This is a genomic window from Kutzneria buriramensis (assembly GCF_003387475.1).
Classification (GTDB): Bacteria; Actinomycetota; Actinomycetes; order Mycobacteriales; family Pseudonocardiaceae; genus Kutzneria; species Kutzneria buriramensis.
The window spans coordinates 30,120-55,071 of record NZ_QUNO01000027.1 but is presented as its reverse complement, the minus strand read 5'-3'; the positions used below and the strand labels follow the sequence as shown (position 1 = coordinate 55,071).

21 protein-coding genes are annotated in these 24,952 nt (G+C 71.0%); 10 read left to right on the top strand and 11 right to left on the bottom strand.

Features of this window, described 5'->3' with window-relative positions; all coding sequences use genetic code 11:
* Positions 1-84 precede the first annotated feature (84 nt).
* Complete coding sequence (locus tag BCF44_RS49135; RefSeq protein ID WP_116181484.1) at positions 85-1,995, bottom strand: S53 family peptidase; 1,911 nt, start codon at positions 1,993-1,995, stop codon at positions 85-87.
* A gap of 166 nt (positions 1,996-2,161) precedes the next feature.
* Here BCF44_RS49135 and BCF44_RS49130 point away from each other — a divergent pair, with 166 nt between their 5' ends.
* On the top strand, positions 2,162-3,145 hold the full coding sequence (locus BCF44_RS49130) for a LuxR C-terminal-related transcriptional regulator (RefSeq protein ID WP_116181483.1): 984 nt from the start codon (positions 2,162-2,164) through the stop codon (positions 3,143-3,145).
* A gap of 175 nt (positions 3,146-3,320) precedes the next feature.
* Here the strand turns inward: BCF44_RS49130 and BCF44_RS49125 are convergent, their stop codons facing one another.
* A complete protein-coding gene (locus BCF44_RS49125; RefSeq protein WP_116181482.1) occupies positions 3,321-3,977 on the bottom strand; it encodes a class I SAM-dependent methyltransferase in 657 nt (218 codons plus the stop codon).
* A gap of 116 nt (positions 3,978-4,093) precedes the next feature.
* On the opposite strand from BCF44_RS49125, the gene BCF44_RS49120 reads away from it, so the two are divergent.
* The 3 genes from BCF44_RS49120 (at position 4,094) to BCF44_RS49110 (ending at position 7,354) form a co-directional block, all read left to right on the top strand.
* Entirely contained in the window at positions 4,094-5,311 is a 1,218-nt protein-coding gene (locus BCF44_RS49120; RefSeq protein WP_246016262.1) for an ROK family transcriptional regulator, read from the top strand.
* Between the two features lie 33 nt (positions 5,312-5,344).
* Positions 5,345-6,649 (top strand): 6-phospho-beta-glucosidase, encoded by a 1,305-nt coding sequence (locus tag BCF44_RS49115; protein ID WP_116181480.1) that lies wholly within the window; start codon positions 5,345-5,347, stop codon positions 6,647-6,649.
* A 69-nt stretch (positions 6,650-6,718) separates the two neighbouring features.
* Positions 6,719-7,354, top strand: a complete 636-nt coding sequence (locus tag BCF44_RS49110) for a winged helix-turn-helix transcriptional regulator (RefSeq protein ID WP_116181479.1) — start codon at positions 6,719-6,721, stop codon at positions 7,352-7,354.
* Between the two features lie 251 nt (positions 7,355-7,605).
* Here the strand turns inward: BCF44_RS49110 and BCF44_RS49105 are convergent, their stop codons facing one another.
* A complete protein-coding gene (locus BCF44_RS49105) occupies positions 7,606-8,235 on the bottom strand; it encodes a DUF4360 domain-containing protein (protein ID WP_116181478.1) in 630 nt (209 codons plus the stop codon).
* A 162-nt stretch (positions 8,236-8,397) separates the two neighbouring features.
* Complete coding sequence (locus BCF44_RS49100) at positions 8,398-9,132, bottom strand: SDR family oxidoreductase (RefSeq protein ID WP_116181477.1); 735 nt, start codon at positions 9,130-9,132, stop codon at positions 8,398-8,400.
* Between the two features lie 205 nt (positions 9,133-9,337).
* Here BCF44_RS49100 and BCF44_RS49095 point away from each other — a divergent pair, with 205 nt between their 5' ends.
* Entirely contained in the window at positions 9,338-10,846 is a 1,509-nt protein-coding gene (locus BCF44_RS49095) for a serine/threonine-protein kinase (protein ID WP_211353593.1), read from the top strand.
* A 38-nt stretch (positions 10,847-10,884) separates the two neighbouring features.
* Here BCF44_RS49095 and BCF44_RS49090 read toward each other — a convergent pair whose 3' ends face one another.
* Entirely contained in the window at positions 10,885-12,456 is a 1,572-nt protein-coding gene (locus BCF44_RS49090) for a cellulose binding domain-containing protein (protein WP_116181475.1), read from the bottom strand.
* A gap of 92 nt (positions 12,457-12,548) precedes the next feature.
* On the opposite strand from BCF44_RS49090, the gene BCF44_RS49085 reads away from it, so the two are divergent.
* Positions 12,549-14,486, top strand: a complete 1,938-nt coding sequence (locus BCF44_RS49085) for an ABC1 kinase family protein (RefSeq protein WP_116181542.1) — start codon at positions 12,549-12,551, stop codon at positions 14,484-14,486.
* A 10-nt stretch (positions 14,487-14,496) separates the two neighbouring features.
* On the top strand, positions 14,497-15,156 hold the full coding sequence (locus tag BCF44_RS49080) for a 4'-phosphopantetheinyl transferase family protein (protein ID WP_116181474.1): 660 nt from the start codon (positions 14,497-14,499) through the stop codon (positions 15,154-15,156).
* Here the strand turns inward: BCF44_RS49080 and BCF44_RS49075 are convergent.
* Positions 15,119-15,688 (bottom strand): DUF4360 domain-containing protein, encoded by a 570-nt coding sequence (locus tag BCF44_RS49075; protein ID WP_116181473.1) that lies wholly within the window; start codon positions 15,686-15,688, stop codon positions 15,119-15,121. The genes BCF44_RS49080 and BCF44_RS49075 overlap by 38 nt on opposite strands.
* A 94-nt stretch (positions 15,689-15,782) precedes the next feature.
* Here BCF44_RS49075 and BCF44_RS49070 point away from each other — a divergent pair, with 94 nt between their 5' ends.
* Positions 15,783-16,619 carry an LLM class F420-dependent oxidoreductase gene (locus BCF44_RS49070; protein WP_116181472.1) on the top strand — a complete coding sequence of 279 codons (837 nt, stop codon included), beginning with the start codon at positions 15,783-15,785 and terminating at the stop codon, positions 16,617-16,619.
* Positions 16,620-16,791: 172 nt separating this feature from the next.
* Here BCF44_RS49070 and BCF44_RS49065 read toward each other — a convergent pair whose 3' ends face one another.
* The 3 genes from BCF44_RS49065 to BCF44_RS49050 all read right to left on the bottom strand — a co-directional run bounded on the left by BCF44_RS49065 (position 16,792) and on the right by BCF44_RS49050 (position 20,830).
* Positions 16,792-17,409, bottom strand: coding sequence for a hypothetical protein (locus tag BCF44_RS49065; protein ID WP_147328976.1), 618 nt, complete (start codon positions 17,407-17,409; stop codon positions 16,792-16,794).
* Between the two features lie 33 nt (positions 17,410-17,442).
* Entirely contained in the window at positions 17,443-19,722 is a 2,280-nt protein-coding gene (locus tag BCF44_RS49060) for an ATP-binding protein (RefSeq protein WP_116181470.1), read from the bottom strand.
* Positions 19,723-20,017: 295 nt separating this feature from the next.
* Positions 20,018-20,830, bottom strand: a complete 813-nt coding sequence (locus BCF44_RS49050) for a LysR family transcriptional regulator (RefSeq protein WP_116181468.1) — start codon at positions 20,828-20,830, stop codon at positions 20,018-20,020.
* Positions 20,831-20,900: 70 nt separating this feature from the next.
* On the opposite strand from BCF44_RS49050, the gene BCF44_RS49045 reads away from it, so the two are divergent.
* Positions 20,901-22,070 carry a pyridoxal phosphate-dependent aminotransferase gene (locus BCF44_RS49045; RefSeq protein WP_170218170.1) on the top strand — a complete coding sequence of 390 codons (1,170 nt, stop codon included), beginning with the start codon at positions 20,901-20,903 and terminating at the stop codon, positions 22,068-22,070.
* Positions 22,071-22,105: 35 nt separating this feature from the next.
* Here BCF44_RS49045 and BCF44_RS49040 read toward each other — a convergent pair whose 3' ends face one another.
* A complete protein-coding gene (locus BCF44_RS49040) occupies positions 22,106-22,612 on the bottom strand; it encodes a hypothetical protein (protein WP_116181467.1) in 507 nt (168 codons plus the stop codon).
* Positions 22,613-22,817: 205 nt separating this feature from the next.
* On the opposite strand from BCF44_RS49040, the gene BCF44_RS49035 reads away from it, so the two are divergent.
* Entirely contained in the window at positions 22,818-24,137 is a 1,320-nt protein-coding gene (locus tag BCF44_RS49035) for a lysine N(6)-hydroxylase/L-ornithine N(5)-oxygenase family protein (RefSeq protein WP_116181466.1), read from the top strand.
* Here BCF44_RS49035 and BCF44_RS49030 read toward each other — a convergent pair whose 3' ends face one another.
* Positions 24,138-24,947 carry an ABC transporter ATP-binding protein gene (locus BCF44_RS49030; protein ID WP_116181465.1) on the bottom strand — a complete coding sequence of 270 codons (810 nt, stop codon included), beginning with the start codon at positions 24,945-24,947 and terminating at the stop codon, positions 24,138-24,140. It lies immediately after the preceding gene.
* Between the last annotated feature and the right edge of the window lie 5 nt (positions 24,948-24,952).

Below are 24,952 nucleotides of genomic sequence, written 5' to 3'. Positions count from 1 at the left end.
TCGTGACAGTGACATAGTCACGATCATGACAAAAGCGGGGGCGGAGCACCGCGACGTGCTCCGCCCCCTGTGTAGAAAAGCGTTTCAGCTCAACGTGAGCGCCGTGTCGTCGAGGACGAAGGACGTCTGGAGTGAGGAATCCTCGGTCCCGCTGAACGAGACGGTCACGGTCTGGCCGGCCAGCGACGAAACGTCGTACGAGTGCTGAACGTAACCGGTGGCCGCGTTGAGGTTGGAGAAGGTGGCCACGGTGGTCGAGCCGACCTTGACGGTCAGCTTGTCGTACTGCGTCGTCGTGGTCGTCTCCGCGGTGTCGATGTGCAGCCAGAACGACAGCGTCGCGTGGCAGCCCGCCGGGATGGCGACCGACTGGGTGGCGGAGTCGGTGTGCGTGGTGCCGTAGCCGTCCAGCCAGGCGTAGTGCGTGCCGCCGTGGGCGGTCTCACCGGCGCCGTTGGCGTTGATCACGCCGGCGGTGGTGGTCCACGGCGCGGTGCCCGACTCGAAGCCGGGGTTGCCGAGCTTCTGGCCGGTGCTGGAGCAGCCGCCGCCGCCCTGCGGGTTGATCGTCCACGAGAACGTGGCGCTGCCGGTCTTGCCGGCGGCGTCGGTCACGGTGGCGGTCACCGAGGAGGTGCCGGCCGTGCTGGGTGTGCCGGAGATCAGGCCGGACGAGGAGATCGACAGGCCGGCCGGCAGGCCGGTGGCGCTCCACGTGTACGGCGTGGTGCCGCCGGTGGCCGAGAGCTGGAGGCTGGCCGCGGTGCCGACGGTGCCGGACTGGCTGCCGGGGTTGGTGACGCTGGGCGAGCCGGGCGGCGGCGGGGTGCCGCCGGCGGTGAACGCCGCGGTGCCGTTCGGGGTGCCGAGGCCGGTCGGGCCGTCCCAGCCGGCGCCCGCGTTGCACTGCACGGACGGCGAACAGCTGCCGTTGCTGCCCGAGGTCACGTCGTAGAGGGAGCCGGTGTTGGCGTACGGGTAGGAGGCCGGGCGGTCGCTGGAACCGGGGGTGCCGGCGAGGGCGTACACCGAGGCGATGATCGGCGAGGACGCGCTGGTGCCGCCGTAGACGGCCCAGCCGCTGCCGCCGTAGGTCTGGTACACGGCCAGGCCGGTGTTCGGGTCGGCGACCGCGGACACGTCGGCGTCGGCGCGGTTGGAGCAGCCGGTGTTCACGCTGCCCTGGAACGACGGCTTCGCGACGTCGCTGGAGCAGCCGGAACCCGCGCCGCTCCACGCGGATTCGGTCCAGCCGCGGCTGTTGCTGGCCCGGCTCAGCGACGTGCCGCCGACCGCGGTCACGTACGCGGAGGAGGACGGGTAGCTGATGCCGTAGCCGGAGTCACCGGTGCTGGCGGTGATCGCGACGCCCGGGTGGTTGAAGTAGCTGGAGTCCGAGGAGTTCTCCGTGCCGTCCTCGGAGCCGCCGTAGCTGTTGGAGACGTACTTCGCGCCCAAGCTCACCGCGGTGTTCACGGCGGTGCCCAGGTCGCTCATGGACGGCTGGTTCGCCTCGACCAGAAGAATGTGACAGTTCGGGCAGATCGCCGAAACCATGTCCACGTCCAGCGAGATCTCGCCGGCCCACCCGGTGTCGGCGGTGGGCAGCGGGCTGGTCTGGCCGTTCTCGTTGACCTTCTTGAAACAGCCGTTGGCGGTGGTGCACGCCGGCAGGCCGTAGGTCGAGCGGTAGGTGGACAGGTCCGACTCGGCGTTGGGGTCGTCGTTCGAGTCGACGATGGCGACGGTCGCCGACGCGCTGCCGCCGGCGGTCAGGTTGTAGGCGCTGCGCAGGTCGCTCGGGCCGTAGCCGCTGGGCAGCGACGGCGTGTTCGGCGACGCGGTGACATCCGTTCTGCGCAGGGCGAAGCAGGCCGCGAAGCCCGGCTTCGGGTGTTGGTCGCAGACGTGGGTGACGGGGTGGTTGGTCGGGGCGGCGGGCGCCGGGGTCGCCGAGGCCATCGCCGATCCGGCGGTGAGCGCGATTGCGGCCATTCCGGTGAGGGCGGCCAACCATCGTCTGGGACTGCGCACGTTTCCTCCATGGCAGGGTAGAGGGAAAGCCGTGCTCCGTTGTGTACTCCGCCACGGGCCGCCCCGGTGGCGCACGGGTGTCAGTGGCACTAATGTGCCGAAACGCACCTGCCCGAGGGGGATGCCAATGGGTTCGGCGGACACCGGTCACCTCGTCACCCTCGGACTCGGCGAACAGGCCGCGCGGACCTACCTCGCGCTGGTGGCCCTCGGAACGTCCACATTGGACCAGCTCGCCGAGGTCGTGGGGCATCGGCCGGACGAGATCCGTTGCGGCGTCGAGGAACTGATCCAGGTGGGGCTGGCCGGTCGGGCGGGCCCGGACCGCGGGCAGTTCGTGGCGATGCCGCCCGGCCCGGCGCTGGACCTGTTGACCCGCCGAAGAGAGGCGGAGCTGGCGGCGGCGCGGGTGGCCGCGGCGGACACGTTTCGCGCGCTGCGGCAGGGAGTCGTCGAGGGCGTCGAGAACCTGCTCGAGGTCATCAGGGGACCCGCCGTGCAGGACCGGATCCGGCAGTTGGAGCAGTCGGTGCGCAGCGAGGTCCGCGGCCTGGACTCGCCGCCGTACTACACCGGCGCGGACGTCAACCAGACCGAGCTGGACAATCTCGCCGCCGGCATCCGCTACCGCGCGGTGTATGCGAAGACGGCGCTGGAGCGGTCGGAATACCTGACGGACAACGTGGTTCCGTGCGTCAAGGCCGGCGAGGAGGCCCGCACGCTGCCCGAGGTGCCGGTGAAACTGTTGATATTCGACACGGACTGCGCGCTGCTGTCGCTGTCGTTGGCCGAGATCGACAACGGCGAGGGCGCGGCGCTGCTGATCCGGCCGTCGAGCCTGCTGGCCGCGCTGACCGGGCTGTTCGAGGTGTGCTGGCGGGCCGCGCTGCCGCTGGCGCTGGGGGAGCAGGACACCGGGCCGTACCTGCAACCGAGCGAGCGTCGCCTGCTCGGCCTGCTGGCGGCCGGTCTGGGCGACGAGCAGGTGGCCCGGACGCTGGGCATCAGCCGCCGGACCCTGTTCCGGCACCTGGAGGGCCTGATGTCCCGCACCGGCGCCGCCAACCGCTTCCAGCTGGCCCTGCACGCCAAACGCAACGGCTGGATCTGACAACCCCCGCGGGAGCGCGCGAGGTCGCGCCGGCCTCTGGACCGCAGGCTCAGCTCGATCGAGTCTGTTCATCGATCGAGCTGAGACAAGGAAAGAGGTCGGATCTTCAGCGACCTCGCCCCGCGCGGAACGCGCGGCACAAGCACAGACACACCGAATGTGGGTTTGGGGTAGATCAACTCCGCACGGCGACCAGGGACTTGGTGAGGCCGGCGGCCCGCTCGTGCCAGATGTCCGAGGACGGGAACAGCAGGCGCATCTCGGTCAGCGACAACAGTTCCGTCGCGAGCACCGCGTCCGTCGACTCGTCCTTGCCCTTGATCGCCGCGTGGCCCAGCGGCCACTTCCGCACCGCCGCCGCCCGCGCCGACACCGGCAGGAACTGGAGCCCGGGGAACGCCCAGTGCGGCTCGATCGGGAAGTACCGGTACGGCGTCTGCACCCAGTGCCGTTCCGCGTACCCGTGGATGACCTCCGCGAGCTGCCGCCGCCGCGCGTAGCCGCCGACGTGCTCCAGCAGGCTGTTGGACACCACCAGGTCGAACTTCTCGTCGGACAGGCCCTCCGGCGCGCAGGCGTCGCTGACGACGTGCTCCATCCAGGCTTCCTCGGTGTCGGCGGTCAGCAGGTTCACCGTGGTGACGTGGGCCGGGCGCACGGTGGACTTGCGCCAGAAGTCCGGCATGCCGCCCAGGTCGAGCACCCGCATCGAGTCCAGCGCCGGGAACCGGCGCATCAGCTCGTCCCACCGCTTGGCCCGCGCGCGTGCCGACAACGACCGGGGATCGTTCGAGTTCGTCAGCCGCTGCTGGATCCTGCGCGCGATCGTCATGCCCGCCTCATCGGAGCCGGCAGCCAACCGATTACGGTCCGCGCGCAAGGTTGGTACGTTCGGCTCAAAGTCCCTTCGGCCAGGCCGACGCGGAACCGTTCCGTACACTTCACGGCGTGAGTGAAACGGCCGGCGTTCCCGTCCGCCAGCAGGGGATGCGCGACCACAACCTGGGCGTGGTGCTGCGCAGCGTCGCCGACGGCGAGGGCGTCTCCCGCGCCGAGGTGGCGGCGGCGACCGGCCTGACCAAGGCCACCGTCTCCAGCCTGGTCGACGAGCTGACCCGGCACGGGCTGATCGTCGAGGCCGGCCCGGCCGGCAACAGCGTCGGCCGGCCGGGGCAGGCGCTGCGGCTCAACCCGGACGGCCCGGTCGGCGTCGGCGTGGAGATCAACGTCGACTATCTGGCGTGCTGCGTGCTGGACCTGTCCGGACGGCCCCGGCACCAGGCGGTGTCGCTGGCGGACAACCGGGGCCGCCCCACCGCCGAGGTGCTGGCCGAGGCCGCCGACCTGGTCGACACGGCGTTGGACGGCGCGCGCTCCGCCGGTCTGCCGGTGGCGGGCGTCGTGGCGGCGGTGCCGGGCCTGGTCCGTACGTCCGAAGGGCTGCTGGCGTCGGCCCCGAACCTCGGCTGGACGCAGGTGCCGCTGGTGGCGGAGCTGACCCGGCGCGGCTGGCCGCCGGTGAGCGTGGAGAACGAGGCGAACCTGGCGGCGCTGGGGGAGCTGTGGTTCGGCGCCCCGCCCCGTACGGACTTCATCCACGTCTCCGGCGAGATCGGCATCGGCGCGGGCGTGGTCGTCGGCGGCGAGCTGTTCCGCGGCCGCAACGGCTTCGCCGGCGAGCTCGGCCACGTCACGGTCCGGCCCGAGGGACCCGTCTGCGGCTGCGGCGCGCGCGGCTGCCTGGAGGCGATCGCCGGCCAGGAGGCGATCCTGCGCGCGGCGGGCCTCCCGCCGCGGACCGGCACGACGCTGGCCACCCCCGCCGGCCCGCTGGCGCGGCTGGTGGAGCGGGCCGAGGCCGGCGACGAGCGGGCGGTCGACGCCGTCGAGGCGGCGGGCGAGGCCCTCGGCGTGGCGCTGGCCGGCATGGTCAACCTGTTCGACCTGGACGCCGTGCTGCTCGGCGGCATGTTCGCGTTGCTGGCCCCGTGGCTGCGGGAGCCGGTGGAGGCCGAGCTGTCGGCGCGCGTGCTCGGTGCCCGGTGGACGGAGCCGCGGGTGGAGGTGTCCCGGCTCGGCTGGGAGGCGGCGGTCCGCGGCGCGGCCGGCTCCGTGATCAACCGGATCGTGCAGCATCCCGCCGATCACATGCGTCGCACCGCCTGACCGATTTGGGCGGTGGCGGTTAGGGTCGTCGGCATGAGGCTGACGATCCTGGGCGGCGGCGGATTCCGGGTCCCGTTGGTGCACAGGGCGCTGCTGACCGACGGCGCCGTCACCTCGCTCGTGCTGCACGACCTGGACCCGCAGCGGCTGGCGGCGATCGGCACGGTGCTCGCCGAGCAGGCTCATACCGCGTCGAAGCCGCCGGAGATCACCGTCACCACGGACCTGCGCAAGGCCTTGGCCGGCACCGACTTCGTGTTCTCCGCGATCCGGGTCGGCGGCCTGCGCGGACGGGCCGTCGACGAGCGGATCGCCGTGGAAGAGGGCGTCATCGGCCAGGAGACGGTCGGCGCGGGCGGCATCGCGTACGGGCTGCGGACGGTGCCGGTGGCCCTGGACATCGCGCGGACGGTCGCCGAGGTCGCGCCGAAGGCGTGGGTCATCAACTTCACGAACCCGGCCGGCATGGTCACCGAGGCGATGGCCGAGCACCTCGGCGATCGCGTCATCGGCATCTGCGATTCGCCCGCCGGCCTGGGCAAACGCGTCATGAAGGCGCTGGGCGTGGAGCGGGCGTTCCTGGACTACGCCGGCCTGAACCACCTGGGCTGGCTGCGAGCCGTCGTCGTGGACGGCGAGGATGTGCTGCCGCGGCTGCTCGCCGACGACGCGCGGCTGGAGTCGTTCGAGGAGGGCAAGCTGTTCGGCGCGCCCTGGCTGCGCGCGCTGGGCGCGATCCCCAACGAGTACCTGCACTTCTACTACTTCGCGCGGGAGGCCGTGCGCGCCGGGCAGAGCCGAGGGGCGTTCCTGCTCGAGCAGCAGCAGCGGTTCTACGACGGCGGCGGGTCGCTGGCGAGCTGGGAGCGGACCCGGCTGGAGCGCGAGGCCACGTACATGGCGGAGAACCGGAAGAGCGCCGGTGCGGGGGAGCGGGCCGCCGACGATCTCGACGGCGGCGGCTATGAGCGGATCGCGCTGTCATTGATGCGGGCGATCGCCGGGGACGAGCGGTCGACGCAGATCCTCAACGTGCGCGGCCGCGGGGCGCTGCCCGGCGTGGACGCCGAGGCGGTCGTGGAGCTGCCGTGCCTGGTGGGTGCGAACGGGGCGCGGCCGCTGGCGACGGCGCCGCTGCCCGGTCATGCGCTGGCGCTCGTGACGGCGGTGAAAGCCGTTGAGCGGGCCGTGATCGAGGCCGCTCGGACCGGCTCGCGGGACGCGGCGCTGCGGGCGTTCGCCGTCCACCCCTTGGTCGATTCGGTCACGGTCGCCGGCCGGCTCTTGGATCGATACGTGGAAGAACACCCGGAGCTGGGTGCATTCCGCCGCCCGTGACCGTTCCCGGCGATAAGGTTGTATCAGCAAACTTTCGGCTAGAGTGGCGTCCCGGGGGAGGTGAGGATCTTGAACATCAAGCGTGCCTATCACCAGTACTGCGGCCTCGCGGTCGCGCTGGACGTGCTGGGGGAGCGGTGGACGCTGCTCATCGTGCGGGAGCTGCTGCTGGGGCCGCGCCGGTACAGCGACCTGCTGGCCGACCTGCCCGGCCTGGGCACCAACCTGCTCGCCGACCGGCTGAAGTTCCTGGTCGACCGGGGCGTCATCCGGCAGTGCCCGAGCCGGCCGGCCTACGAGCTGACCGATGCCGGCGCGCTGCTGCGGCCGGTGGTGCTGGACCTCACCCGGTGGGGCTTCGGCTTCACGCCGGAAAAGTCCACTATGGACGCCGTGCGGCCGCGCTGGGGCTTCCTCGCCGCGGAGACCCGGCTGCGCGCCGAGCTGGCCGGCGATGTGGACGAGGACTACGAGTTCCACGTCGACGACGAGGTCTTCCGGTTCGAGGTGCGGGACGGCCGCGTGCAGGCCGCCGCCGGCCGGGCCGGCGAGGCCACCGTGGTGGCGACGGCGGACGCGGTGACGCTGGTGCGATTAGGCGCCGGGCAGATGTCCGCGGCCGACGCCCTGGCCGCCGGCGAGCTCACCATGAGCGGCCCCGACGACGCCGTCCAACGCTGCCGCCGCCTCCTCGACCTGGTGTAACCCCCGCGAGTCGCGCTCTCAGGCACACCGAATGCAGGTTTCGGGCAGATCTGAGACCCGCTGCTCGTCTCTGCCGGAAACCGCAGTTCGGTGTGACGCCGGGCGGGACTCGCCAAGGTGTGTCCGAGACGCGCATTCGGTGTGTCCGAGAGCGCGACTCGCGGGGGTTTGTGGCGTAGCGATACCCCGGGCGATGGGGGGCGCCCGGGGTATCGCAATCTTGCCGCGCCGTCAGTTTCTGTCCCTGGGCGTCAGGGGCAGGTCTTCCAGGCGAAGTGGTAAATGGTGGTAATGCTGGCGTCCGTCGAGTCCATGCTCAGGAAGCTGGTCGTCGTCTTCGTGTTGGACGTTCCGGCGGCGACCCGAAGCTCGGTGTTAATGTTGAAGTCGCGTTCCTGGCCGCACGGCTCCCAGACCAGCGATCCGATATCCGTCGTATCGGTGTTCTGCCAGTCGTCGTCGAACGGGCCGTTGATGGGGTGCGAGACAAACGCAGTCGGTGCGTTCCCCTGGAAGTAGTAGTTCGCGCGCTCCTGTCCGGAGGCACCCTTCTCCAGATGGCCGAAGCCGCGGTAATCGGCCTCGGCGATCGCGTAGGTGAATCCCTGCGGCACGTGAACCCGGAGGTCCAGCTGGCAGTTCTTCCGCAGGTCGGTGGGCTGCGCGCCGACGCCGACCTGGGCCGTGTAGTTGCTGTAGGTCACGGTGAACGCCGTGTTGTCGGGGGCCACGGCGACGGCGGCCGTGCCGGCCGGGCACCCTGAGCCGTTCACCGTCGCGACGTCGATGACAATCTTGTCGGGCGGCGGCGGGTTGGTCCACGCAAACGGCGTTTGCAGCAGTGAGGTAACCACACCGATTGCGGCCAGCGTTTTCAGCATGGGTGTCCTTCCCAATACTCCACGACTGGGGGGCGGGTGAGACACACGGTAGCCGCAAATTGTGAAAAATGTAGCCCTCTGAACGGAGTAACAACTTGAGGCGTATTCACCTTCGTCCTGACAGGGCACGATCGGATGGTCCCATGAGCGGCGGCAATGGGATCAACCGCGACCGATGAATGGCATCGTTGTCGCCATCACCGTCATGAACTGCACGTTGGCGGACAGCGGCAGTCCGGCCATGTAGAGCACCGCGTCGGAAACCGCGGAGACGTCCATCCGCGGTTCCGGCCGAATGGAGCCGTCGGCCTGCGGCACGCCGTCGGCCATTCGGGCGGTCATCGCCGTCTCGGCGTTGCCGACGTCGATCTGGCCGCACGCGATGTCGTAAGCCCTTCCCTCCAACGACAACACCCTGGTCAGCCCGGTCACGGCGTGCTTGCTGGCGGTGTACGCGGCCGAGTACGGCCGCGGCACGTGCGCGGACAACGAGCCGTTGTTGATGACCCGCCCGCCCCTCGGCCGCTGCCGCTGCATCACCCGAAAGGCGGCACGGGCGCACAGGAACGACCCTGTGAGGTTGGTGTCCACAACCTTCCGCCACGACGCCAGCGACATCTCCGCCACGGGCGCGGCGCGCCCGCCGGTGCCGGCGTTGTTGACGAGCAGGTCGAGCCGGCCCCAGGTGCTCTCGACCGTGTCGAACAGGGTGTCCACCTGTTCCTCGACGGCCACGTCGGTGGGCACGACCAGCGTGTTCTCCCGGTCGCCGGCCGTCTCCCGCAGCGTCGCCTCCCGCCGTCCGGCCAGCGCGACGTGCCATCCCGCGTCCAGCAGGGCCACCGCCGTGGCCGCCCCGATGCCGGCGCCCGCGCCGGTCACGATTGCTGTCCTCATGCTGGTCAACGTACCTTCGGGCGTCCATAGTGGACGTCGTGCGGGTGTGGCGTACACCTACTGCCCGTAGTAATACAAGGTCGCTATTGTGTGACCCATCGAGGGACGTGCGGGTCGGGGTGTTCACGAGGAGTAATCGGTCATCGACACGGGGCAGCTGATCGGCGGGCACTACCGGCTGGTCGAACGCGTGGGCAGCGGCGCCATGGGCGTCGTCTGGCAGGCCAGGGACGAGCGTCTCGAGCGCATGGTCGCGATCAAGCAGCTCGTGCTCCAGCCGGGCCTGTCCGAGCAGGAGTCGGACGAGGCGCGCCGGCGCGCCATGCGCGAGGCCCGCATCGCCGCGCGGCTCCAGCACCCCAACGCGATCACTGTGTTCGACGTCGCCGAGAACGACGGCGAGCCCTGCCTGGTGATGGAGTTCCTGCCGTCCCGCAGCCTGTCCTCGGTGCTGGCCGAGCGCGGCACGCTGTCGCCGGAGGAGGCCGCGAAGATCTGCGGCCAGGTGGCGTCGGCGCTGTCCGCCGCGCACAACGCCGGCATCGTGCACCGGGACGTGAAGCCGGCCAACATCCTGCTCACCGAGAACGGCACCGCCAAGATCACCGACTTCGGCATCTCCCGCGCGGTCGGCGACGTCACCGTGACGCAGACCGGCATCTCCGCCGGCACGCCCGCCTACCTGGCGCCCGAGGTGGCCCGCGGCCACGACCCGAGCCCCGCCGCCGACGTCTTCTCGCTCGGCGCGACGCTGTACAACGCGGTCGAGGGCCGGCCGCCCTTCGGCACCAGCCAGAACCCCCTCGCGCTGCTGCACGCCGTCGCCACCGGCACGATCCCGCCGCCGAAGCAGGCCGGCGCCGTCACCACGCTGCTGATGGGCATGCTGGACGCCGAACCGGCGGCGCGTCCCACCATGCGGGAGGCCGCCGACGCGCTGACCGAGGTCGGCGCCGGGCGTCCCGCGGCTTGGACGCCGTCGCAGAAGACGGCGGTGATGGCCGCCGAGGCGCCGGAGCCGCCGTCCCTGTTTCTCGCCACCGCGACGCTGCCGACGGAGCAGTCCACCGCCCAGGACCTCACCGGCCCGCCGGACGACCAGCCCGCGTCGCGGCGGGCGATCATCATCGGCGCGGTGATCGTGGTGCTGGTCATCGCGGCCGGGCTGATCATCATCACGGTGATCAACGACTACAACAGCCCGCCGCCCGTGGTGAACAGCTCGACGACCACGCCGGCGCCCACCACCGCGCCGCAGCAGCCGGGCACCAACGGCACCACCACCGGCAAGAGCGCCACCTCGACGACCGGCAGCAGCACGACGACCACCACCACGACCACCACGACGACGGCGCCGTCCAGCGTCACCAACGACCCGACCGGCGGCCCGATCGACTTCGGCCAGGCCGGCCAGCTGGTGATCAACTACTACGACCAGGGCAACGGCCCCGGCGGGAACTGGGCGATGCTGTCGCCGAACGCGCAGGCGCAGTTCGGCAGCCAGGCCGCTTTCAGCGCCTACTGGGGTCAGTACAGCAATGTCGTCGGCAACAATGCCCAGGGCGTGACCGCGAATCCCGACGGCTCGGACAATGTGCCGGTCGACGTCACGTACACGAAGAACGGGCAGCCGCCGGTCATCCAGCACAAGGTCATCAGGGTGATCCGGTACAACGGCCAGTTGCTCATCGACGGCGACACCCGTCAGAGCTGACCGGGTCGGGGCCTCAAAAGACCCCGACCCGAATCACCTCAGCCCATGAATCCCTCGAATCGCTTGCTGAAGTCGTACGGCTGCTGCGCGACGTTCGTGCAGTTGGTCAGGCTGCCGTTGCACGCGTTCCGGTCGCGGGTGACCTCCCAGAACGCCAGCTCGCCCAGGTGCTTGCCGTTGGCGTAGCTGACCAGCGCCGACGCGTCGGCCAGCGAGAACGTGGTGCCGTCGTCGTTCACGCCCAGCATCGGCGTCACGCCGATCATGCCCCACAGCTGCGAGTCCGTCTTCGCCGGGTAGATCGTCTTCAACTGGTCGTGCGTCGCCTGCGCGGCCTGCTGCGCCTTCAGGCCCATGTCGATGCCGTCGCCCTGGCCGTAATCCATCGCCATCACATTCACCAGGCTGACGTTGACGCCGTGATTCGCCGCCGACTGCACGATGTACGTGCCGTCGGACGTCAATCCGTACGGCATGACCGGCAGCGTGTACGAGACCTGAAGGCCCGGATTCGCCGCCTGCAACTTCGCCAGCACCGCATTGCGCCGGTCCACCGCGGTGTGGTCGACGACCGCCGCGCCCTCGATGTCGAAATCGATCCGACTCGCCGAATACGCCGTGACAATGGCCTGGTACTGCTGCTGGATCGCGGTCTGGTCCGTGCACGACCCGGCCAGCTCCGTGCCGGCCTCGCCGCCGAACGAGATCGTCACGTCGCCGCCCTGGGCCCGCAGCGCGTCGATGTCGTCCCGATCCCACCCGGTGGTCGGGTCGTACGCGTTGAACCACGTCGCCTTGCAGCCGTTGCCGGTGATGAAAGCCAGCGTGAAGTTCTGCAGCCCGGAGGCGTTCGACGTGTCGGTCAGCACCGGCGTCGGCCACGAGCCCATGTCCACGTACGGCGCCACCTTCAGCGGCCAGGTGCTGCCGCTGCCGGAGCCGGCCTGCGTGGTCACCGTGATGGCATTGGACGCCGCCGACTGGTTGCCGGCCAGGTCGTGCGCCTTGACCGTGAACGTGTACTGCGTGGACGGCGCGAGGCCGGTGACGGTCGCCGAGGTGCCGGCGATGGTCAACGCCTTCGTCGATCCCTTGTAGACGTCGTAGCCCGTGACGCCGATGTTGTCCGTGGACGCCGACCAGCTCAGCGCGACGCCGGTGGTGGTGATCGTGCCGGCCTTGAGGTTGGTCGGCGCGGACGGCGGCGTCTTGTCCACCACGCCGGCGCAGGTCGCCCCGTTGAGCAGGCAGTTCGTCGGCGCGGCGGAGCCGGCGGCGACGAAGCCGAACGCCGCGGTGGCCCCGGCGGCGACGGTGCCGTTGTAGCTCTTGTTGGTGAACGTGTAGTGGCTGCCGCTGACCGTCTCGGTGGCGTCCCAGGATGACGACACGGTGGTCCCGGCGGGCAGGTCGAACTCGACCTTCCAGCTGGTGATGCCGTGGTTGCTCTGGTTGTCGATCGTGTACTGGCCCTGGTATCCGCCGCCCCAGACCGACGTCTGGGCGAAGTCGGCGCTGACGGCGCCGGGCGTGGCTGCGGTGACGGGAACCGCGGTGATGGCTGCGAGCGCCAGCGCGGCGGCCACCGGCAGGGTGAGGCGTCTGAACATGAGGCTGCTCCAGTCGGATGGTGGCAGCCGAGCACATCGTGCGGGACCGTTCGTCCCTCGCGCTAGGTCCGTTCGCCGTAGCCTGCACGATCATGGGGAACGTGGCGAACTTCGTCCTGCTCGCGGTGTTCACGGTGGTGACCGGGCTGCTGTTCGCGGGCATGATGTCGCGGCTGCTGGGCCTGAACTTCGGGCTGTGGCGGCGGCTGGCCGCCGGCCTGATCGCGGTCGCCCTGTTCGACCCGATCCTGAACGGGATGCGCACGACGATCCTGGCCGCCGGCGGCGGCGCGCAGCTGTTCCTCACCGTGCTGGGCCTGGCCGCGGCGGTGCTCGGCGCGATGATCTGCCTGGTGCTGGCCGAGGTGCTGGTGCCGACCGGCTCGGTGCCGCACCCGGTGGACCTGGTCCGCGGCCTGCGCGGCCAGGCGGCGCGGGCCCGGCGGTACTCGAGGATCACCCGCATCGCCGTCCGGCACGGCCTCGGGCCGTACCTGACCGGCCGGCGGCGGGCCGACCTGACGCTGCCCAACGGCCGGTCGCGGCTGGCGGCGTCGCTTGCGACCGCGCTGGACGAGGCCGGCGTGACGTTCGTGAAGCTGGGGCAGATCCTGTCCACCCGCAGGGACCTGCTGCCGCCCGAGTTCGTGGACGAGCTGAGCCGGCTGCGGGACCGGGTCGCGCCGGTGCCGTGGCCCGAGGTGGAGCGGGTGCTGGCCCAGGAACTCGGCGGGCCGGTGACCGAGGTGTTCGCGGAGTTCTCGCCCCAGCCGCTGGCGGCGGCGTCGGTCGCGCAGGTGCACGCGGCGACGCTGAAGTCGGGGGAGCGGGTGGTGGTGAAGGTGCAGCGGCCCGGCATCGGCTCGGTGGTGGAGCGCGATCTGGACATCGTGGCGCGGCTGGCCGCCACCCTGCATGCCCGGACCCGCTGGGGCCGCACGATCGGCGTGCGCGATCTGGCCGCGGGTTTCGCCGACGCCATGCGGGAGGAGCTCGACTTCCGCGTCGAGACGGCGAACATGGTGGCCGTCGCGGCCGGCAGCCGCACCGACGTGCACTATCCCAAGCCGTACGAGTCGTTGTCCGGCAAGCGGGTGCTGGTCATGGAGCGGCTGGACGGCGTGGCGCTGAGCGCGGCCGGGCCGGAGACTCCGGACCGTGAGGGGCTGGCCCGCACGCTGCTGGACACCATGCTGCGCCAGGTGATGCTGGACGGCGTCTTCCACGCCGATCCCCATCCCGGCAACGTGTTGCTGCTCGCCGGCGGCGGCCTCGGCATGATCGACTTCGGCTCGGTCGGCCGGCTGGACGGCGCGCTGCGCGAGGCCCTGCAACGCCTGCTGCTGGCCATGGACAAGGCGGACGTGCTCGGCATGGCCGACGCGCTGCTGGAGGTGGTGCGGCGGCCGGACGAGATCGACCAGGTGCAGCTGGAGCGGGCGATCGGCCAGTTCCTGGCCCGGCACCTGAGTGCCGGCGCGCCCGCCGGGGTGCGCATGTTCGCCGACCTGTTCAAGATCGTCGCCGACTTCGGCCTGTCGGTGCCGCCCGAGGTGGCGGCGGTGTTCCGGGCGCTCGCGACGTTGGAAGGCGGCCTCACGCAGCTGTCCCCTGGCTTCGACCTGGTCGCCGAGGCGCGCGGCGTCGCCGCCGGCTACGTGCAGCAGGGCATGGACCCGGAGGCGTTGCGGCAAACCGCGATGGACGAGTTGGTGACGCTCGTGCCGATGCTGCGACGGCTGCCGCGGCGGGTCGAGCGGATCGCCGGCGCCCTGGAGAACGGGCGACTGGGGCTCAACATCCGGCTGTGGGCCGACCGGCGCGACCGCCAGTACGTGACGGAACTGCTGCACCAGGTGCTGCTGACCGTGCTGGGCGCGACCGCCGGCGTGATGGCGGTGATCCTGCTCGCAGCCGACAGCGCCGCGCCGCAGATCACCCTGCTCCAGTTGTGCGGCTACAGCCTGCTGATCATCAGCGCCGTGCTGGTGCTGCGTGTGCTGGCCCTCATCTTCCGGCGCGACCGGTAACGTCGGCCCCGTGATCGAGGACCTGCTGCCCGCCGAGGTGGTCTCCGCCGACGTGGTCGGGGACGACCCCGACGCGCGGCTGCTGCCGGAGGAGGAGCCGGAGATCGCTCGCGCCGTGGAGAAGCGGGTGCGGGAGTACACGATCGCCCGCAGCTGTGCGCGCCGGGCGCTGGGCAAGCTCGGCGTGCCCGAGGTCCCGATCCTGCGTGGACCCAAGCGGCAGCCGCTGTGGCCGGACGGCATCGTCGGCAGCATCACCCACACCCGCGGCTACTGCGCGGCGGCGGTGGCGCGGTCCGCCGAGGTGCTGACCGTCGGCATCGACGCGGAGACGGACGCGGAACTGCCCAACGGGGTGCTCGACGTGGTCACCCTGCCCGAGGAGCGGGCGATGCTCGCCGGGCTGCCGGCGGGGTTGCACTGGGACCGGATCCTGTTCAGCGCAAAGGAAAGCGTCTACAAGGCGTGGTTCCCGCTGACCCAGCGGTGGCTCGGTTTCGGCGACGCCCGGCTGACCTTCCACCCCGGCGAGAACACGTTCTCGGTGGAGCTGCTGGTCGACGACCTGCCGGTGCCGGGTTTCGAGGGCCGGTTCCTGGTCCGCGACGGCTTCGTTCTGACGGCGATCGCCGTCAGCACTGCAACCAGGACAGGTGGTACCGCAGGCTGACCTCGCCGTCGGTCGAGTCCATGGTCATGAAGCTGGCCGCGGACTGTCCGTCCAGCTTCAGGTCGGCGGTGATGGTGAGCGGCTTGTGTTCCTTGCACGGCCCGTGCACCACCGACCCGGCGTCGGGCATGTCGGTGAACTGCCAGTCGTCGTCCACGGGACCGGCGAAGGTCTGCGTGGCGTGCCTGGTCGGCAGGCCGGTGAAGTGGTACGTGGACGTGACGACGCCGCGGGCGCCGGCGTCAAGGTGCGCGAAGCCGCGGAAGTCCGTCTCGTCGATGCCGTAGGTGAAGCCGGCTGGCGGGTTCACCTGGACCGTGAGGGTGCAGTCCTTGTGTGCCGTCTGGCCGTGGCCCTGCACGGTGAAATCGCTGTAGGTCACCGTGAACGCCTGCTTGTCGGGGGAGATCGAGACCGCCGTGGTGCCCGACTGGCAGCCGGTGCCGGTGGCCGAGACCAGGTCGATGGTGACCGGGCCCGGCGGCGTGACGGTGGCCAGCGCGAGCACGGCAACGGACAGCGCGGTGAGCATGCGGTGCAACCTAGCGGTGGCATCCGTGCAGGAGACACCGCCGACCGGCGGCTGCTATCTTGCAACTAGAACACGTTCTAGTTTGCGAGGTGTCATGAGGTTCGGGGTGGTGCTGTTCAGCAGCGACCGGGGCATCCGGCCCGCGGTGTGCGCGAAGGCGGCCGAGGACGCCGGCTTCCACTCGTTCTACGTCCCCGAGCACACGCACATCCCCGTGCGGCGGGACGCGGCGCACCCGCGCACTGGCGGCGCGGAGCTGCCCGACGACCGGTACCTGCGGACGCTGGACCCGTGGGTGTGCCTCGGCGCGGCGGCCGCCGTGACGTCGACGATCCGGCTGGCCACGGCGGTCGCGCTGCCCGTGGAGTCCGACCCGATCACCCTGGCCAAGACCATCGCCACCCTGGACTTCCTGTCCGGCGGGCGGGTCACGCTGGGGGCCGGCTTCGGGTGGAACACCGACGAACTCGCCGATCACGGCATCCCCGGCCGGTACCGGTACACCGCGCTGCGGGAGTACCTGGAGGCGATGCGGGCCCTGTGGACCTGCGATGTGGCGTCGTACCAGGGGAAGTTCGTGTCGTTCGGGGACAGCTGGGCGTACCCCAAGCCGGTGCAGGCGTCGCTGCCGGTGCTCGTGGGCGCGGGCGGCACGGAGCGGACCTTCGACTGGATCGCCGCGCATGCCGACGGGTGGATCACCACGCCGGGGGAGGGCGACGTCGACGGCAGCGTCCGGCTGCTGCTGGAGCGTTGGGCGAAAGCCGGTCGCGCCGGCAAGCCGTACATCGTGGCGCTGGACCGGGCGACCCCCGAGCGCATCGAGCACCTGGCGGGTCTCGGCGTGGACGAGATCGTCATCGGCGTCCCCGACGGCGACGAGCCCACCGCCCTGGCCTACCTCTCCAAAATGGGCTCCCGCCTCCACTGACCCCCGCGAGTCGCGCTCTGGGACAGAGCGAATGTAGGTCTCAGGCAGACCCGGCGAGTCCCGCCCAGCGTCACACCGAAATGCGGTGTCGGGCAGATCCGAGACCGAGGCTCGTTTCTGCCTGAAACCTACATTCGGTGTGTCTGTGAGCGCGACTCGCGGGGGTTGGGACTCAGCTGAAGTGGGAGAGGACGAAGTTGTAGCCCTGGGCGCTGTGGTCGGCGCCGGCGGGGCAGACACCGTTGCCGGGGTAGCCCCAGTAGAACTGCCCGAAGCACTTCTGGCAGAACCGCCACTGGTTCTGGGCGGTGCCGGTCGGCGCGACGTCATGGGTGAGCACGAAGTTGAAGCCCTGGGCGTCGTGTCCGCCGCCGGCCGGGCAGACCCCGTCCGTGGGGTAGCCGCGGAAGAACATGCCGAAGCACTTCTGGCAGAAGTGCCAGTTGTCCTGCGCGTTGGCGTTCGGCGCGACGTCGTAGGACAGCGTGAAGTTGAAGCCCTGGGCGCTGTGGTCCGCGCCCGCCGGACAGACGCCGTTGGTCGGATAGCCCCAGAAGAACAGGCCGTAGCACTTCTGGCAGAACCGCCACTGGTTCTGCGTGCTCAGCGGGGCCGCGGACGCGGCGCCGGAGAGCAGGGTGGGCAGCGCGGCGGCCGCGGCCACGCCGGTGGCGATTTTGACCGCCGTGCTGAGGAAAGCCCGGCGACCGGTCACGTCATGGGTGTCCGTCATGGTGGTCAGGTTCGCGCCCGGCCGCCCCCAGCCGGCAGGGAATGCATTCATGCTCATGCGGGCACTTTTCCCGGCCAGGCCGGGAAAGCGTCACCCTCTCGGCGCGGTGACGCGAGTGTCCGCCATGCGTCGTTCGAGGTCATCGGCCTCGGCGGCGCGGTGCTGTTCCCGGTACAGCGCAAGGGCCTTGCGCCAACAGCAGGAGGCCTCGGCGGGGTCGTCCAGGGCCTCGTGCGTACGCCCCAGGTAGTCGAGCACCGTCGCCTGGTAGTAGAGGTTGCCGACGTTGTACAGCAACGTGTCCGCCCGCTCCAGGTGGCTGCGCGCGGCGACGTGGAAGCCGGTGTTGAAGGCGATGAAGCCGAGCACGCTGGTGCTGAGCGCCTCGTCCTCGGCGAGCGCGTGCCGACGCGCCGTGGCCAGGGCGGCCTCGCCGTCGCAGCGGGCGCGTTCGAAGTCTCCCGACAGCGCGCGGTACCAGCCCATCACTGTCAGCTCACGTGCCTCGCCTGCCGGCATGCCCAGCGCGCGGTACCGCCGCAGCGACTCGGCGGCGTGCCGCAGGGCCCGTTGGTGATCGCCGCGGAGCGACCAGAGCCAGCCGAGGGCGTGATGGGTGTACGCCTGGCCGGGCGTGTCGCCGGCCCCGGCGGCGATGTTCAAGTGCCGCAAAGCTTCCTCGTGTCGGCCGAGCTCGCCGTAGATTGCGCCCAGCAGCTGGTGCGTGCCGGTGCGGATCATCGGATCGTCGAGCTTGGCGGCCGCCGCCTCGCCGGCCCGCCAGACCGCGAGCGCGTCGTGGAACCGACCCTGCCGGTACAGGAACGTGGTCAGCGTCCAGGCCAGCCGCCAGACGTCACGATCGGCGGCAAGGCATTGCGCCGCTTGGAGATTCCGGTGCTCGGCGGCGAACCACGCCAGCGCGCCCGCCTGGTCGGTGATCACTTTGGGGGTGCAGCCGTCGGCCGGCGGGTCGAGCGGGATCGGCGGCAGCAAGGGCTGGAGCAGACGCTCGGCGCCGAAGGCCGTGTGCACATAGAAGTCCGTCAGCCGCTGGAGCGCTGCCGGGTCCGCGGCCTGATCCTTGGCGTACAAGCGGATCAGGTCGTGCATCCGATAGCGGCCGGGTGCCCACTGCTGGATCAGCGACGCGGATTCCAGGCCGTGCAACAGGACTCGGGTCTGTTGGAGTGGACGTCCGACGAGGCTCGCGGCGGCCGACAGGTCGATGTCCGGGCCCGGCGCCAGCCCCAGCAGTCCGAACGCCCTCGCGGCCTCGGCCTCCAACGCGTGGTACGACCAGGAGAACACCGCCCGCAGGTCGGTCGCCGGATCGTCGCCGGCGAAGGCGCTCAGCCGGCTCTCGTCCAGCTCGCGTACGAGGTCCGGCAGCGGAACCCGCGGGTTGACCGCCGCCCGCGCGGCCACGATCGCCAGCGCCAGCGGCAACCGCGCGCAGTGCGCGACGAGTTCGTCCACCGCACCGGGAGCCGCCGCCGCCCGCTCGGCGCCGACGGCACGGGCCAGCAGTTCGCGGGCCTCGTCGGCGCTGAGCACGTCCAGCGTGATCGGCTCCGCGCCGTCCGTCGCGACCAAACCCTTGAGCTGATTGCGACTCGTGACCAGCACCAGACAGCCGGGCGCGCCCGGCAACAACGGCCGCACCTGCGCGGTGTCGCGGGCGTTGTCCAGCAGGATCAGCATCCGCCGATCGGCCAACAGGCTGCGGTACAGGGCGGCCTGTGCGTCCGGGCTTTCTGGCGCCTGATTCACGTGCAGGGCATCGAGAAAACTCCTGATCGCCGCGGGCGGGCTGACCGTCGCGCCGGCGTCGAATCCGCGCAGGTTCACATACAGCTGGCCGTCCGGGAAGCGGTGTGCCATCTGGTGCGCCCACTGCACGGCCAGAGTCGTCTTGCCGATGCCCGCCGCGCCGCTGATCGCCGCGACGCGGACCGCGCCGGGCGTGACCGGCTCGTCCAGGAGCTCGGCCAACGCCGCCAACTCGGTGGCACGGCCGGTGAATCGCCGCACCGAGGCGGGTAGTTGTCGTGGCACGGAGTTCGGCGCCGGCGCGCGATCGGTCCTGCGCAGCTCGGCCACCCGGTCCCGCGCCGTCGCCAGCGCGCCCAGCTCGGCCGGCGTGGCGCCGAGCAGAACCACCAGCGCGTCGAACCGATCGGTCGGCGGCAGGGTCTTTCCCGTGAAGTACTCCGCCACCGCCGTCAGCGACCAGCCGGTCTTCGCCGCGAGCTCGCGATACGTCAACTCGCTGTCCCGGCTGGTGCGGGCGTGTCGCCGACGCAGCGTGCGCAGCAGTTCCGCCAGGTCTGCCAGCGTGTCCGCGCCGGCGGTGTCCAGCTCGGTCACCTGTGCCCGCCCCAGTCTCGGTGTCGCCGAAGGCTATCGCCGTCGAACCGGCCGTCGACAGGTCTGTTCGGCCTTGTTCGCCGATGTTCGGGATCGGCGCCGCCGGGCGCGGCCGCCGACCACGATGCCGTCGCACGTATTCGCGAACATCAAGGGAGCACCAGCGATGAGAGTTCGGCTCGCCAGGGTCGGTGCGGCGCTGTCGATGATCGTGGTCACGATCCTGACGGGCGGCCCGGCCGGCGGCCGCCGGTGATCACGCCGATGGCGACGTGGGCGAAGCGCGGTGCGGTAGTCACGCCAGCTCCTGAAGCGCGCCGATGACGGCTCGGACGGCCGGGCGGACCTGGGATCCGGCGCGGATGACGGCGTCGATCCGCCGGGACCGGCCAGTGGGCGTGGTGGGCACGTCGACGTGCAGCAGCGCCAGCTGGGGGAGGACAGCGGCGCCGACGCCGGCGGCGACCAGGCTGGCGATGGTGGCCAGGCCCATGAACTCCCAGCGGGAGTCGGGTTGCACGCCCAGCTCGGTCATCACCTCCTCGGCGACGCGCCGTGACGGCTGGTCGGCTGGCGCGACGAGCCAGGTCGGGTGGTCGAGGAGGCCGGCGATGACCAGCGGATCGTTCATCAGCGTGGTGCGGACCAGGCCGGGTTCCGGTGGGGCGTCGTCCCACACGTCCACGATGGCGATGTCGACCTCGCGGGTGCGCAGCCGCTCCAGGGCCTCGTCGTCCACGTACTGGCGGAGCACCACCTGCGGGCCGTCGATGAGGACCAGGTGGGGAGCGACGGCGACCGCGACGGTCGGGATGGTGCTGACGACGACGCGGCCGGTGGTGTCGCCGGCGGCGTCGGCGAGGTCGGACTCCGCCGCCTCGACGGCGTCCAGGACCGTGGCGGCGTGTTTGGCCAGGCGGTGGCCCGCTTCGGTGAGGGCGGCGCTGCGGGCGGAGCGTTCGAGCAGGGCGACGCCGGCCTCCCGTTCGAGGACCGCGAGCTGCTGGGACACGGCCGAGGCGGAGTAGCCGGTGGCGGCGGCGACCGCGGCGATGCTGCCGAGGGCGGCGAACTGATGCAGCAGGGCCAGGCGGCGGAGTTCGAGCATCGGGTTAGCTTATGCTCGCCGTCGAAGATTCGCGCTTTACGTGTTGCTCGACGGCGGGCACGGTGGTGGCATGCCAGTCTCCGCAACGCTCGCCGCCAATGACGCGATCGCCCGCCGCAGGGCCCAGGGCTTGCCGGTGGTGCCGCTCGGCTTCGGCGAGGCCGGCCTGCCCGTGCATCCCCTGCTCGCGAAAGCGCTCTCCGACGCGGCCGGGTTCGCCGGCTACGGTCCGGTCGCCGGGATTCCCGCCTTACGGGACGCGGCCGCCGGGTACTGGTCGCGGCGCGGACTGCCGACCGAGGCATCGCAGGTGGTCGCCGCACCGGGCAGCAAGCCGCTGCTGTGGGCGATCCTCGGCGCGCGGGGCGGTGGCGTCGCGCTGCCTCGTCCGAGCTGGGTGAGCTACGCCGCCCAGTCCGCCATGCACGGGCTTCCCGTGGTGCGGGTTCGTAGCGTCGGCGGCGTGCCCGATCCCGTCGAACTCGACGCCGTGGCACGGGAAGGTCGGCTGTCCACGGTGGTCGTGACGCTGCCCGACAACCCGACCGGTCGGTTGGCGCCGCCGCCGGTGATCCGCGAGCTGTGCGAGGTCGCCGAGCGGCACGACCTGCTGATCGTCTCCGACGAGATCTACCGCGACCTGACCGAAATGGAGTTGCTGAGCCCGGCCTCCGTTGTGCCGCACCGGGTCGTGGTCACGTCCGGGCTGAGCAAGAGCCTCGCCCTCGGCGGCTGGCGGCTGGGAGTCGCCCGGTTCGGCGATGACGCCCTGCGCGACGCCGTGATCGACATGGCCAGCGAGGTCTGGTCGGCGCCCGCCCAGCCCGTGCAGCACGCTGCCGCCTTGGCATTCTCCGAGCCGCCGGCCCTGGTGGAACGCGTTGCGCAGAGCCGAAACCTGCACCTGCGGGTCGGGGCCGCCGTCGCAGCCCTCTTCGACACCCCGCCGCCCGACGGCGCGTTCTACCTGTACCCGCACGTGCCCGGCTTCGACACCGACCGGCAGGTCGCCGAACACCTGTTGGCCAGCAACGGAGTTGTCGTGCTCCCCGGCTCCGAGTTCGGCGACGACCCCGCCGCCTGCCGGATCCGCGTCGCCACCAGCCTCCTCTACGGCGACACCGACGCCCAGAAGCTAGCGGCCCTCACCAGCGACACCCCCGAATCCCTCCCCTGGATAGCCGCCCACCTCGCCACCCTCGCCGCCGCCCTGCACCCCGGCGAGTTCGCCCACAAATGAAACACCGTCAGACACCCCGAATGTACGAACGGGATTCACGTCCACTCCCACCGGATCCCGTGCACCCCGGGGCGGGCGTCCAGCGTGACGGTGTGCGCCGACATGCCGCCGGTCAACGTCACCGGCGACTCCACCAGCCGGCCGTCGTTTCCCTGATACCCCAGGCATCGTGCCGGCGGCGCGGCCGGGTGGAACCGGACCTGGATCACCAGGTCCCAGGCGGACGTGGCCAGCACGTGCTCCCAGTGGTCCGACGGGGCCCGGCACACCTCGTACTCCACAATGCACGTCTCGCCGGCCAGCAGGGCGTTGTCGAACAGGAGAATCCCGTTGACGGCCCGGCAGTTCCGGGTGTCGATCACCCGTGATCCCAGTTCGAGGCCCGGCGCGTACCGGTCCACGCCGTCGCGGCGGGCCCGCAGCACCACGCGGGTGCGCGCGGTCTGCCGGGGCGCGTGGACGACGGTGTGCAGCGAGACGATGAAGGCGTCGGCGGCGTCGAGCGGGTCGCAGGTGGTTCTCGGGGCGGGAATCGTCGGCACGGTACTCCCATTGGCGGCTGTCGTCCGCTTCCGATTCTGCGCTGCCGGACGCGCGCCGCGCCGTCTTAACTCTTGACGAGCCGCGTCCGGGAAAGCGCTCCCCCGGGTGATCGCGGGACGAACATCACCGCGAACGTACTAGGGTAGGCTAGCCTAAGTTAGGTTAGGGTGCCCTCAATAACGCAGGACCGTCCAGGGGAGCGACATGAGTGCTGTGGCCGGCGAACAGGTCCCGATCTACGACGTCGTCGGGGTCGGGTTCGGGCCGTCGAACCTGGCCCTGGCGATCGCGTTCGCCGAACACAACGCGGGTGCGGGGGAGCCGGTGACGGCGCACTTCCTGGAGCGGCAGCCACGTTTCGGCTGGCACCGGGGCATGCTGATCGACACCGCCACCATGCAGGTGTCCTTCCTCAAGGACCTGGTCACCATGCGCAACCCGACCAGCGAGTTCAGCTTCGTGAACTACCTGCACGGCGCCGGCCGCCTGGTCGACTTCATCAACCACAAGAACCTGTTCCCGCTGCGGGTCGAGTTCCACGACTACTTCGAGTGGGCAGCGGCCAAGGTCGACGACGTCGTCTCCTACGGCGTCGAGGTCGTCTCGGTGCGGCCGGTCCACGACGGCGACGAGATCGCGTTCTTCGACGTCGAGGCCTCGGACGGCACCACCCTGCGCGCCCGGAACCTGGTGATGGGCACGGGTCTGCGCCCGCAGCTGCCCGACGGCGTCACCGCCGGCTCCCGTATCTGGCACAACAGCGAGCTGCTCTTCCGCATGGAACGCCTGCGCACCGCCGATCCGCGCCGGTTCGTGGTGGTCGGCGCGGGGCAGAGCGCGGCGGAGGTCGCGGCGCTGCTGCACGACGAGTTCCCGCGCGCGGAGGTCTGCGCGGTGTTCGCCCGCTACGGCTACAGCCCGGCCGACGACAGCTCGTTCGCGAACCGGATCTTCGACCCGGACGCCGTCGATCAGTTCTACCGGGCGGGCGAGCCGGTCAAGGACCGCCTGATGCGCTACCACGGCGCGACCAACTACTCCGCCGTCGACGTCGACCTGATCGACGAGCTGTACCGGCGCGTCTATCGCGAGCAGGTGCTTGGCGTGCAACGGCTTCGGCTGTTCAACGTGTCCCGCCCGGTCGAGGTGGTGGACACCGGGAGCGCGGTCACGGCGGCCGTCGAGTCGCTCACCACCGGCGAGCGCACGATCCTCGACGCCGACGCGGTCGTCTACGCCACCGGCTACCGTCCCGCCGACCCGACGTCGCTGCTCGGCGACCTCGGCCCGCGGTGTGCACGCGACGAGGAGGGTCGGCTGCGGGTGGAGCGCGACTACCGGATCACCACGGACACCGTTGTGCGCGGCGGAATCTACCTTCAGGGCGGCACCGAGCACACGCACGGCATCACGTCCTCGCTGCTGTCGAACACCGCCGTACGGGTCGGCGAGATCCTGGGATCCATTGTGGACCGCCGCGCCGTGCCGAACCCGGCTGTCGAATACGCGGTCAGCGCCCGCTAGCTACGCCGGCCCCGGGTGGTGCCGCCCGATCGGGATCACCATCGGTGTCCCGCTTACGGGATCCGGCGCCACCTGGCACCGCACGCCGAACACCAGCTCCACCAGCTCCTCGGTGATCACCTCGCTAGGACGCCCGGAAGCCACGATCTTGCCGGCCTTCATCGCGATCACGTGGTCGGCGTAGCGGCAGGCCTGCGGCAGATCGTGCAGCACCATCACCACCGTCCGCCCCTCCAGCCGGTTCAGGTCGACGACCAGGTCCAGCACGTCGATCTGGTGCGCCAGATCGAGGTAGGTCGTCGGCTCGTCCAGCAGCAGCACCGGCGTGCCCTGCGCGACCGCCATGGCGATCCAGGCCCGCTGCCGCTGGCCGCCGGAGAGTTGGTCCACGGGCCGTTCGGCGAGGTCAATCATCGTGGTCGCCAGCAACGCATCTCGCACGGCCTCTTCGTCCGAAGTGGACCACTGACGCCACCAGGTCTGGTGCGGGGCACGGCCCCGGCTCACCAGATCCGCGACGGTCATGCCCTCCGGTGTCACCGGCGACTGCGGCAGGATGCCCAGCCGCTGCGCCACTTGACGGGTGGGAAGGTCGTGGATCGACCGTCCGTCAAGGTGAACCGTACCGGCGCGCGGCGTGATCAGACGGGCGAGGGTACGTAGCAGCGTGGATTTGCCGCAGGCGTTCGCGCCGACGATCGCGGTGATCCGCCCGGGTGGGATGTCGAGGTCGAGCCCGTCGATGACAACCCGGTCGTCGTAGGCGACCCGCAGCTGCTCCACCCGCAGCGATGGCGCGTCCGATGTCATGGTGT

What these genes read in the sequence shown, in the direction of transcription:
- BCF44_RS49100 (WP_116181477.1), bottom strand. Translation starts at nt 9,132, where the DNA reads ATGAGGACAGCAATCGTGACCGGCGCGGGCGCCGGCATCGGGGCGGCC.
- BCF44_RS49130 (WP_116181483.1), top strand. Translation starts at nt 2,162, where the DNA reads ATGGGTTCGGCGGACACCGGTCACCTCGTCACCCTCGGACTCGGCGAA.
- BCF44_RS49090 (WP_116181475.1), bottom strand. Translation starts at nt 12,456, where the DNA reads ATGTTCAGACGCCTCACCCTGCCGGTGGCCGCCGCGCTGGCGCTCGCA.
- BCF44_RS49085 (WP_116181542.1), top strand. Translation starts at nt 12,549, where the DNA reads ATGGGGAACGTGGCGAACTTCGTCCTGCTCGCGGTGTTCACGGTGGTG.
- BCF44_RS49075 (WP_116181473.1), bottom strand. Translation starts at nt 15,688, where the DNA reads ATGCTCACCGCGCTGTCCGTTGCCGTGCTCGCGCTGGCCACCGTCACG.
- BCF44_RS49095 (WP_211353593.1), top strand. Translation starts at nt 9,338, where the DNA reads ATGGGCGTCGTCTGGCAGGCCAGGGACGAGCGTCTCGAGCGCATGGTC.
- BCF44_RS49115 (WP_116181480.1), top strand. Translation starts at nt 5,345, where the DNA reads ATGAGGCTGACGATCCTGGGCGGCGGCGGATTCCGGGTCCCGTTGGTG.
- BCF44_RS49125 (WP_116181482.1), bottom strand. Translation starts at nt 3,977, where the DNA reads ATGACGATCGCGCGCAGGATCCAGCAGCGGCTGACGAACTCGAACGAT.
- BCF44_RS49030 (WP_116181465.1), bottom strand. Translation starts at nt 24,947, where the DNA reads ATGACATCGGACGCGCCATCGCTGCGGGTGGAGCAGCTGCGGGTCGCC.
- BCF44_RS49050 (WP_116181468.1), bottom strand. Translation starts at nt 20,830, where the DNA reads ATGCTCGAACTCCGCCGCCTGGCCCTGCTGCATCAGTTCGCCGCCCTC.
- BCF44_RS49045 (WP_170218170.1), top strand. Translation starts at nt 20,901, where the DNA reads ATGCCAGTCTCCGCAACGCTCGCCGCCAATGACGCGATCGCCCGCCGC.
- BCF44_RS49135 (WP_116181484.1), bottom strand. Translation starts at nt 1,995, where the DNA reads ATGGCCGCAATCGCGCTCACCGCCGGATCGGCGATGGCCTCGGCGACC.
- BCF44_RS49070 (WP_116181472.1), top strand. Translation starts at nt 15,783, where the DNA reads ATGAGGTTCGGGGTGGTGCTGTTCAGCAGCGACCGGGGCATCCGGCCC.
- BCF44_RS49105 (WP_116181478.1), bottom strand. Translation starts at nt 8,235, where the DNA reads ATGCTGAAAACGCTGGCCGCAATCGGTGTGGTTACCTCACTGCTGCAA.
- BCF44_RS49065 (WP_147328976.1), bottom strand. Translation starts at nt 17,409, where the DNA reads ATGAGCATGAATGCATTCCCTGCCGGCTGGGGGCGGCCGGGCGCGAAC.
- BCF44_RS49035 (WP_116181466.1), top strand. Translation starts at nt 22,818, where the DNA reads ATGAGTGCTGTGGCCGGCGAACAGGTCCCGATCTACGACGTCGTCGGG.